Annotated in this window: 8 protein-coding genes; all 8 read right to left on the reverse strand. The window is 38.4% G+C overall.

Features of this window, described 5'->3' with window-relative positions:
• Positions 1-158 precede the first annotated feature (158 nt).
• Complete coding sequence (locus RAO94_10015; protein ID MDP8322672.1) at positions 159-1,325, reverse strand: hypothetical protein; 1,167 nt, start codon at positions 1,323-1,325, stop codon at positions 159-161.
• Positions 1,326-1,420: 95 nt separating this feature from the next.
• Positions 1,421-2,161: an isoprenylcysteine carboxylmethyltransferase family protein gene (locus RAO94_10020; protein MDP8322673.1), complete on the reverse strand. Its 741-nt coding sequence runs from the start codon at positions 2,159-2,161 to the stop codon at positions 1,421-1,423.
• A 19-nt stretch (positions 2,162-2,180) separates the two neighbouring features.
• Positions 2,181-3,002 (reverse strand): PTS sugar transporter subunit IIA, encoded by an 822-nt coding sequence (locus tag RAO94_10025; protein MDP8322674.1) that lies wholly within the window; start codon positions 3,000-3,002, stop codon positions 2,181-2,183.
• Between the two features lie 16 nt (positions 3,003-3,018).
• Positions 3,019-4,191, reverse strand: coding sequence for a cation:proton antiporter (locus RAO94_10030; GenBank protein ID MDP8322675.1), 1,173 nt, complete (start codon positions 4,189-4,191; stop codon positions 3,019-3,021).
• Positions 4,181-5,164 (reverse strand): endolytic transglycosylase MltG, encoded by a 984-nt coding sequence (mltG, locus tag RAO94_10035; protein MDP8322676.1) that lies wholly within the window; start codon positions 5,162-5,164, stop codon positions 4,181-4,183. Before mltG ends, RAO94_10030 begins: the two co-directional genes overlap by 11 nt.
• On the reverse strand, positions 5,164-5,580 hold the full coding sequence (ruvX, locus tag RAO94_10040) for a Holliday junction resolvase RuvX (GenBank protein ID MDP8322677.1): 417 nt from the start codon (positions 5,578-5,580) through the stop codon (positions 5,164-5,166). Before ruvX ends, mltG begins: the two co-directional genes overlap by 1 nt.
• Positions 5,581-6,025: 445 nt before the next feature.
• The gene (locus RAO94_10045) at positions 6,026-8,455 is read right to left on the reverse strand and encodes a choice-of-anchor Q domain-containing protein (GenBank protein ID MDP8322678.1); all 2,430 of its coding nucleotides are present in this window, start codon (positions 8,453-8,455) and stop codon (positions 6,026-6,028) included.
• Positions 8,456-9,052: 597 nt separating this feature from the next.
• Positions 9,053-9,399 (reverse strand): FlgD immunoglobulin-like domain containing protein (locus RAO94_10050; GenBank protein MDP8322679.1); only part of this gene is annotated, 347 nt, incomplete at its 5' end.

Below are 9,399 nucleotides of genomic sequence, written 5' to 3' on the forward strand. Positions count from 1 at the left end.
TGTAACGTAGTTTGGATCATCCTGGATATCATACCAGGGTGGGTAATTAACCTTGTTATTAAGTTTCTCTTTGGCACCACCGCAGGCAGTGAAAAGCATTGCTACCAATATGGCAAGCAACAGGATTTGAATTTTCTTCATTTTTTCCTCCAGATATTTTAATTCGTGTGGATCAGCTTGTCATCCCGAACATAATCAATTGTATTGATCGGAATGATATTATGACTCTCATCAATTTTAAATACATGCCAGCAATCCCCCTTTCCGGCAGGTACATTAAAGCTTTTAATTAACCGCTTTTCTCCATATACTTCCACTCGGGCACCACTGCGTTCCAGACCTTTCGATCTTTTACCACCACGATGTGAATAATCAAAAACGGAATACTGATATGTGCCTTTTGCGGGTTTATAGATAGTTATGGTTTCAGGACCATAAGAAGAGCGATCATCACGATCCAGAAAATCCTTACCACCCATAAGATAATGATCCTGCCACCAGATATGGAAATTTCCACCATCTGGATTAGGACCACTCAAATGGGCATCAAGATCGCGAGGACGACTTCCCCAGGTCAATACTATTCGATAATTTTTTATTTCTTCACTCATTGCTATCACCACTTCTCGCGGTGCTTCATCTATACCCATTTCCACGGGTACTTCCAGTCCAATATAGCCTGGCAGGGAAAAGGAAAGTTTATATTTACCTATCTCACAGGGATACGTGAACACACCGCCAATTCCAGCTTTGATCATTACGCTTTTCCCCATATCGTCTGTAATACTCACATTCACATCTGATAGCCCTTCTCCATTCACACAATCCACTATCATCCCTATGATCATACGTGATTTAGGATAATAGCGCAATTCCTGGTCTATTTCACCTGATTCCAGATCAAGATTAAATACCTTGCAAACCAGACCCTCTCCTTCTGGTACTGCTATCTGATCAATAAGGTTACTCCCCCTCCAGATCTTTACTACAGGTTTTGCTTCAGCGAGTCGCTTCATATCAGGATTGAGATCATCATCCGAAAATTTATCCCTGATCCAGAATGAAAAATATCCGCTCTCAGACTCAATCTCAAAAGTTTGACCTGCATCGAAATTCACTTCATTCTCTCCCAATGATCTTATCATACCAGACAATGCCTTCTCAGCAGTAACTCCCTGAACCATACCAATCTGATTATCTATCGAACCTGACAATATCCCATTGCACTCCGCTGCAAATTGATCCCAGGTCAATTCTATCTTGTAAACATCTCCACTAACTTGCATAAAAAGAAATACAAACACAATTAAAATCAGATTTTTCATATTAATTTCCTTAAATATCTTTCCAGATGATTTTATTCTTATGCTCAATTAATTGTCAAGCAACAAAATAATCTGCAACTTCTTCCCCTTAATTACTATCTTCCTCGAACATCGAGAATTCTTGTGTGTTTGTTCAATATTCTCAATACGATCCAGATCATAAAACTAATTGACATTAATATTATCCATCCAAGATCAAATTCCGGTTTTCCTTTAACATATAAGTCACTGGCTATTTTCAGACAGAACATTACCACTATCAAAGCAAAAAAACCATGATATTCTCTCTTTAATACATTTCGAATGCTAAAGGATAAGTCAGATTTTATATATCCCTTAAAATTGGGGAAAAATGCAGGAGTACTATCTGCCCAGTTTAAATATTCATCACCAAATTTCTTTATCAGAAATTCCTCTTCTGCACAAATAATCCGTTCATAATATAACCAGAAAACCAGGATATAGATCAAAACTACCCACCAGATATGAGCAAATAAAGATATTCCCAATCCCATAAAGAAATTGCCCAGATAAAGCGGATTTCTTACTATAGAATATATTCCTGTTGTATTAAGACTATCAGCAACCTGCTTTCGCCGGTTTCTTCCCGATGTACCCCTAGGCACATGACCTATCGTAATTATTCTGATCCCTAAACCTATAAAACTTACCAGAAAGCAAAATACTACCCAGATCGTCTCTAAAAGTTTGCTGTTACCCAGATATTCATAATGCCGCATTGCTACGAGTATTAAAACGATAATAAATATCGGGAGATAACTTCTCCATCTAAACAGCCATTTCCCTGATTTCTCAAATTGCTCTTTTAATAGCATTTATTCTCCTATATTGGTTTTAAACCTCAATATCTTCTTCAGTCACTCCCAACAGGCTATCCAACTTAATAGTTTGAATATACCCTACACCTTTCTTGTTAATATTTATCCCATTAGATTTCAAAATCTCTGCCAGTTTTTGCGGAGTCTGCCGGCTCTTGATGTGGCAGAATATCATAGTTGAGCTTTTTGAATTACCTTGCCCGATATAGCTAAGACCAGCAAATACTGGTATCTCATAAGCCAGTTTCCTTGCCATGGAAATAGAATCCACAATTGAGGCATTATTAATTCCCAGCTCCACCATTGCTGATAAAACATCTGATGTCAGATCAGGTTTATTCAATACAAATATCATCAGATAATTATCCTCGTCCAGCTCTTCAGTTTCCGTATCATATTCAAGTAGTATATCAACTACCTGTTCAGGAGTTTTGGCATTTTGCAATTGATTGCGGAACTTCTGATTCCTAACCAGCCTGGTAGTTTGAGCAAGTAAGCGCAGATATAATTGATTACTTCCCTCTGGACAGCCAAAAAAGAATACCAGCTTCACTTTACCCATCTCTGAATTTCCGTAGTCAATACCCTCTTTCAGGACAATTATTGATACGAAAACCTTGCTGGCAGCATTAGTTCGAGCATGTGGAAATGCCACTCCTTTATATAGCTCTGTATTAGATAATTCTTCCCGCGCAATCAGGGCCTGTAAAAATTTCTTCCGGTTAATTATATAATCCTCAGCATATACATGATTCACCATTTTTTCAAATAATTCCTCTTTACTGGAAATCGATGGATTAATTGCTATCAGATCTTTATCGATTATTTCTTTCCACATTTTGCGCCTCCATCAGCTAATCATTAAGCGTTTTACCCTGCATTTTCACAAATCCATGTTTTAGTAATATAGGTGTTAATATTGCCGTCACTATCACCATCATAATAGTAGCTGATAATATATCAGAAGATATCAAATGCTTTTTCATTGCCATATGTGCTACTATCAGTGCCACTTCACCACGAGGTATCATACCAGAACCAATGCGAAAAGCACGGATATTATCCAAACCTGTTAAACGTGCTCCAATTCCTGCTCCCAGCATTTTACTGATCACTGCCAGAAAAATAAAACCGATCAGGAACATATAATGCAGTTTTAGATCAAATAAATCATATTGCAGCGCTATTCCAACAAAAAATACATCTACAAATATCCCTTTACCGATTATCTCAATATTTTCTCCAATCTTCCTGTGTTGCTGGGTCTGTCCCAGAAATAAACCCGCAAAATATGCCCCCGTTATTGCTGCCAGCTCAGCATATTCCGCCAGCCAGGCAAATGTAAAAATGATGGCGATTGAGAGTTTTGTCACTGATTGTTCCAATCGCAGCTTCTTAAGATTATTATATAATCCAGGGATCATATATTTACCTGCAACGATGATCACTACAAAGAAAATTGCGATCTTCAAAAATGGCAGAAATTGATTAGCTGATTCTGTCTCACTTTTACTGAATATTGCAAATACCGCTGTTAGCAGCAATATCCCGATCACATCATCTATGATCGCAGAATTTACAATACAGCGACCTTCTATTCCCTTCATTTTACCCAGATCATAAAGTGTCATCACACTCACACTCACGCTGGTTGCCGTCATTATCACACCTACTACAAGTGATTCTGCCACATCACCCGTGATAAAATATATCAGAAAGAATCCCGTTATCAGAGGAAGGATCACTCCACCCATTGCAGGTAGAAATGCCTGTTTAGATTCATGACGTATCCTCTTAGTGTCTGTTTCCAGACCTGCCTGAAATAATAAAAATAGTACTCCAATTTCACCCATCCAGTGGATAAGCTCACTATATCTCAATAAATTAAGAATGGTTGGTCCCAGCACAACTCCCAGAAGCAATAATCCGATTACAGGAGGTGTATGGTATTTGGAAGAAATTGCCCGGATCAATGCCGCTATTAATAGTATCAGGGCTAATGATAATAAATTATTTTCAACTTGCATTCTTTTTTAACTCATTCTGCTTTCGCAAATGCTCACGGTAGGTTCTGGAAAATTCATGACGCCCTCCTGATGAGGCAAAAAAGAAATAATAATCTGTTTGCTGTGGCATAACAGCGCTTTTTATCGCTACTTTGCCCGGACTGCATATTGGAGTAGGTGGCAATCCTGTGTATTTATATGTATTATAAGGTGAGTCTATCTTTAAATCCTTATAATATATCTTCTTGCGCCGTTTACCCTGCTCATCAAGGATATAAGCCACAGTTGGATCTGCCTGCAGCCGATGCTTATCCTCAAGACGGTTCAAATATACTCCTGCCACAAGTGGCATCTCATTGTAATAATGAGATTCACGCTCTACTATTGATGCCAAAATCAAGCTCGAATACCTGTCCAGTGGTCCCTTGCTGAAATCGATATCTTCTGTCTGCTTAAAATATTCATTTACCAGCGTCTTGATGATATATTCCACGGATGCCTCATCTGATATCAGATAAGTTTCAGGAAATAAAAAACCTTCCAGCGAGCGTACAGGAAAACCAACTAATTTTGCAGCAAATACTGAATCCTCACAAATGCTCATAAAATCACTATATGAACCAAATCCGGACCTTGATAATATCTGACAGGTCTTGCGCAGACTAAGTCCTTCAGGAATCGTAACTGGTCGCAGCATGATTTTTGCTGAGGTTAATATCTTGCTGACTTTTTTCAGATTCAATTTTCCCCGGAAAAGGTATTTACCATAACTTAAGTGCTTATCTATCCTGTGTAACCGCACATAAAGATTAAATAATAAACGGCTCTGGATTATATTCTGTGAATGCAGTATATTGGCTATTTGTAAGGCTGAGTTTCCTTCTGGAATATTGATGATCGTCTCTTCGACTTCATAGGATTGAAAATAGTATATCACAAAGATCAAAATAGTGATCAGCAAAAGTAATATTAATAATATACCAAATCTTCGCATTATTTATTTTCCAGATAATTACGTAAGATCAGGGCTGCTGCCACCATATCAATCACTTTCCGGCTCTCTTTCACGCTATAGCCCATTGTTTTCAGTGACTGGTTAGCATCCTGAGAGGTAAAGCTCTCATCATAAAATTCCCAGGGAATATCCACTCGTCTGGTCAATTCTTCACCAAATGCCCTTACTTCCCTGGTCTTTTGCGTATCTTCTCCCTCAAAATTCAAAGGCAGACCCAAAATGATCCTGCCCACTTTTTCACTTATTATAATGGAGTTCAGTTCATCCCATAATCCTGGGGCATTGGCAAGCACCCGATAAGGTTTACTAATTGTCCGCATTGGGTCACTTAGCGCTATTCCCACACGCTTTTCACCATAATCTATAGCTAATAACCTGTATATATCCATTTTCATACCTGCGGAAACATTTCATCCCTCCCTTCAAAATGTCAATTCATTTAAAAAAAACTGTGTATTCCTCAGAAACTAAAACCTTTGCTGCTGATAAGTTAGATGTGCACCGCCGGGTATTTCCAGGTGGGGCGCAAATAACGACCGCTAACAACCAATCCCTGATAATAAAATTGCTGGAATATAAAACATGGATTGCTGCTGATAACTGCACGTAGTTCTCGCCCCACTTCCGGAGTACCGTTAGCGGTGCAAGTCCCACTTATCTTGCCATTTATCTGTTTAAGATAGACAGACCGGTAGGGGCCTGGCGCGAAAAAACAGCAAACTCTTCTTTTAAGAGATAATTCCAGTATCTTTCCTCAGTTTTCTTTAGCTACCCAAAAAACGATTATGGTATCATTGCCAGAATAATTGATCTATCCGAGTATATATCTATTCGTCTCTTCTATTTTAATATCATCAGTTTACTGGCTGCAACGCACTCACCATCCACCTTCAATGACCACAAATAAACTCCTGCTGCCACCTGTTTTTCATGCTTATTACGACAGTTCCACACCTTACTGTAATACTGACTGCCATTATCATTTCCTTCTCTCAAACCAGCTTTGCGAGCAAGTCCCGTTAAACTGGTATTCAGGATCAATTTTTTCACCAGTTGACCTTTCAAATTGTAAATATTGATCTCAGGTTCGCTGGTAGGAACTTCTGGGAGAGAGAATTCCAGAAAAACGCAACTACGACTTTTACTCAATTGAACAGGATTAGGATAGCTGCTAAGTGTGACAGATGATGAATGAGGTAGTTCGTCGGGAGTATTTCCCACAATGAGTCCATTATATTCATAACATCCCATATCAATTATATCATTCCAGATTCGCGGATTACCAGCCAGATCTATAGCCGGTAGATTCATCCCCAACGTGTCTGGAGAGCCAGCATCAATGCAGGGTGATATTTCACTAAGCTGGTAGTAACCTGGATTTGTTTCGTACCAGCCAGGTCCCTGATCACCAATAAAAGAGGGATCATCACCTGTAATCACATCCTGCATAATAATCATATCTGGATCTGTGGCAATTATATCCAGTGCAAAAAGAGAATTGTTTATTGTTGATAAATACTGAGAACTATCAGAATTGGCATTAGTGAAAACGATATCAGCATAGTTTCCAGGATTATAAAAAATACTATTTTTGATTTCCATTTTACCATAAGAGCGGATAATTGTGGAATATCCATTGATATTATTAGCAATTGTGCAGTTATTTAGCTTAACTGGCGTATAGCGATTATCCAGTAACATTTGATCATAACCCCATGAATAAGCACAATTATTATTAAACATCAGAAAATTGCAAAGTTCCAGAGTATCCGTACTATCGGCAGGATCCCAGTTACGATAGGTGAAAAATGTGCCAGTACGTGCTGAACAATTGCTCAGTATGGAGTTCCTCATAACAGCATCCGTTCCTGAAAAGTTAATTCCTGTCTTGTACACCTGATTATTAAGCAGGTTAAAATCGTTTACAATTATATTATTCAATACTGTGTTATGCCCTGTGGGTCCCATTCCAAGGGCAAAATTATACTCAGAATTCGTGGAAGATTCCTCTATAAGAAGATTTTCCAGCAAATTGTCTCCATCTCCTGAAGCACTTATATTACTATATCGAGCCTCATTGTTATGCAGCCAGAGATCGGTAATTTCCAAATCCCTGATCGGAGATAGACAAATCACATAATCACTGTTATCCGAGCAATTGGTGATATTAAAACCACTCATTTTGATATCATCCTTATCTCGAGCAATCAGAAAACCGCCAATTCCTTCCCCATCGATATAAGTTTGTTCTATACCGGCACCTTCCAGACGAACATAGCTTTTCATTTCAAAAGGAAATTTCTGCTGGTTCTCGCTAAAAGAGTATAATCCACCCGTCACATGAATAGTATATCGTCCCTGAGGATCAGAAGCAATTAATTGATTTGCCCAGGATAAAGTCTTAAGCGCATCATTGACACTGTTGCCAGAATTTTCGTCACTCCCATATACACCAACCCAAAGATCATGTTCCACTGGCTGATATTCATAGTCTGATATTCGCAGATCTAAGGTGCTTCCCTCATCTGACGAAGCTCGACAGTAATATTCATCTGCATTTATCTCCGGTACACTGAAACGATCCAGATGTATTGTTATATTACCAGGATAATTACTTATACTCAAATCCTGTACCCAGGAAGAGGTGTTGCGATATATGCTGCATCGATTAAAACAGTCAAACGCTATTTCCGAATATGCCCATGCTCCTTGCAGATAAACACCGCCAGCATAATGAATAGCCCTATTATCATAAACACTTACATTTGATAATATTATATTCTCTGTCTCGGCAAAAATCCCTCCTCCTACATAGGCAAGGCAGTTCTTTATCACACAATTTCTTATCTCCACATCTTCACAATTATTGCGAAAAGCTATACCTCCTCCTCGCACATAATTGAACTCCTCACTATAGATAATACTGTTATCAGGATAATTGTTCATGATCACAAATCCATTTATGACGAAATCATCACTATTTTCCACAAATACCGCACTTGCAGACTGGTCTCCGTGGATTATCACATCCTCTGCCTGAAAAATGTCTCCGGATTCAATTTGATTTCCAAGCAAACTCAAACTTTTATTACTTATCACAAGATTCTCGAAGTATTCTCCCGGATAAACTATAATTGTATCATTATTCACCGCTTCATCAATAGCTGGCTGAATACTGCTAAAATCTGCCCCACCATCCCAGTTTACAGTCCAAACATTTGCCATCAAAATCACAGGTAACGTCATCAGAATAATCATTAATATTTTCATTGCTAGCTCCTATTGATCATTAGATATCATATATTATCAATTACTAACGAATTTTCTATGATTAGGATATTCTTGTCAATTTATTTTTAGATTCATACGCATCCCCCCGAAATTAATTGCAATTGTATCAGTGCTGAACTATTATATTGAGCCATTCTCATTAACCACCAACTTTAGTTGGTGGGCAATGAATACGAACGATGTGTAGTCATTTTAGTGACTTTAACATGTTTTATAAATAATTATGAAATTATAAAACAGATAAATTAAGCATAGAATTAGTAAAGTGGCTGAAGCCACTCTATGTATTTGTTTTTTCAGCCCCCGATTAAAATCGGGGGTTAATGAGATTGAGAAAATTAGCAACTGGGATGGTATATAACTCATATAATATCATATTGTTAGGCAGTTATCATTTCCAAATTACAGGGGGATGCCAGATTTAAATACCTCATGCACGCATACCCCTCCCCAAAATAAAAACATTTTCTGCGGCTAAGTGCATATGCACCGCTGGCGGTACTCTGCAAGTGGGGCACTGATGACGATCACTATCACCGATTACAGTATTAGTCAAAATTAGATAATTAAAATTTATTAATTTATCACAGCCACCTTCTGCTGCTCTTGATAATTCCCTGCGAGTTTAATTCTCACGTAATAGATTCCGCTGCTTACTTTATTCCCTCTCTCATTCTGCAGATCCCAGTCTGCCTGATATACGCCTGCCTGCTGGCAGTAAATATTATAAACACTCCTCACCTTTTGCCCTTTGGCATTATAGATATCAAACTGGATATCTCCTTCTCTAACACCTCTCCAGCTTAAGGTTACTGTCCCCTTTCTTAAACTGCCAGATACTGCCGGGTTGGGATATACATATAGCTGTTGGTCTGGGCAAATAACATCCTCATCTGTTCCGCTGCCCCAGGGATTAAATTCAA

This window comes from Candidatus Stygibacter australis, from assembly GCA_030765845.1.
Lineage (GTDB): Bacteria > Cloacimonadota > Cloacimonadia > Cloacimonadales > TCS61 > Stygibacter > Stygibacter australis.

What these genes read in the sequence shown, in the direction of transcription:
- RAO94_10025 (MDP8322674.1), bottom strand. Translation starts at nt 3,002, where the DNA reads ATGTGGAAAGAAATAATCGATAAAGATCTGATAGCAATTAATCCATCG.
- mltG (MDP8322676.1), bottom strand. Translation starts at nt 5,164, where the DNA reads ATGCGAAGATTTGGTATATTATTAATATTACTTTTGCTGATCACTATT.
- RAO94_10030 (MDP8322675.1), bottom strand. Translation starts at nt 4,191, where the DNA reads ATGCAAGTTGAAAATAATTTATTATCATTAGCCCTGATACTATTAATA.
- RAO94_10045 (MDP8322678.1), bottom strand. Translation starts at nt 8,455, where the DNA reads ATGAAAATATTAATGATTATTCTGATGACGTTACCTGTGATTTTGATG.
- RAO94_10020 (MDP8322673.1), bottom strand. Translation starts at nt 2,161, where the DNA reads ATGCTATTAAAAGAGCAATTTGAGAAATCAGGGAAATGGCTGTTTAGA.
- RAO94_10015 (MDP8322672.1), bottom strand. Translation starts at nt 1,325, where the DNA reads ATGAAAAATCTGATTTTAATTGTGTTTGTATTTCTTTTTATGCAAGTT.
- ruvX (MDP8322677.1), bottom strand. Translation starts at nt 5,580, where the DNA reads ATGAAAATGGATATATACAGGTTATTAGCTATAGATTATGGTGAAAAG.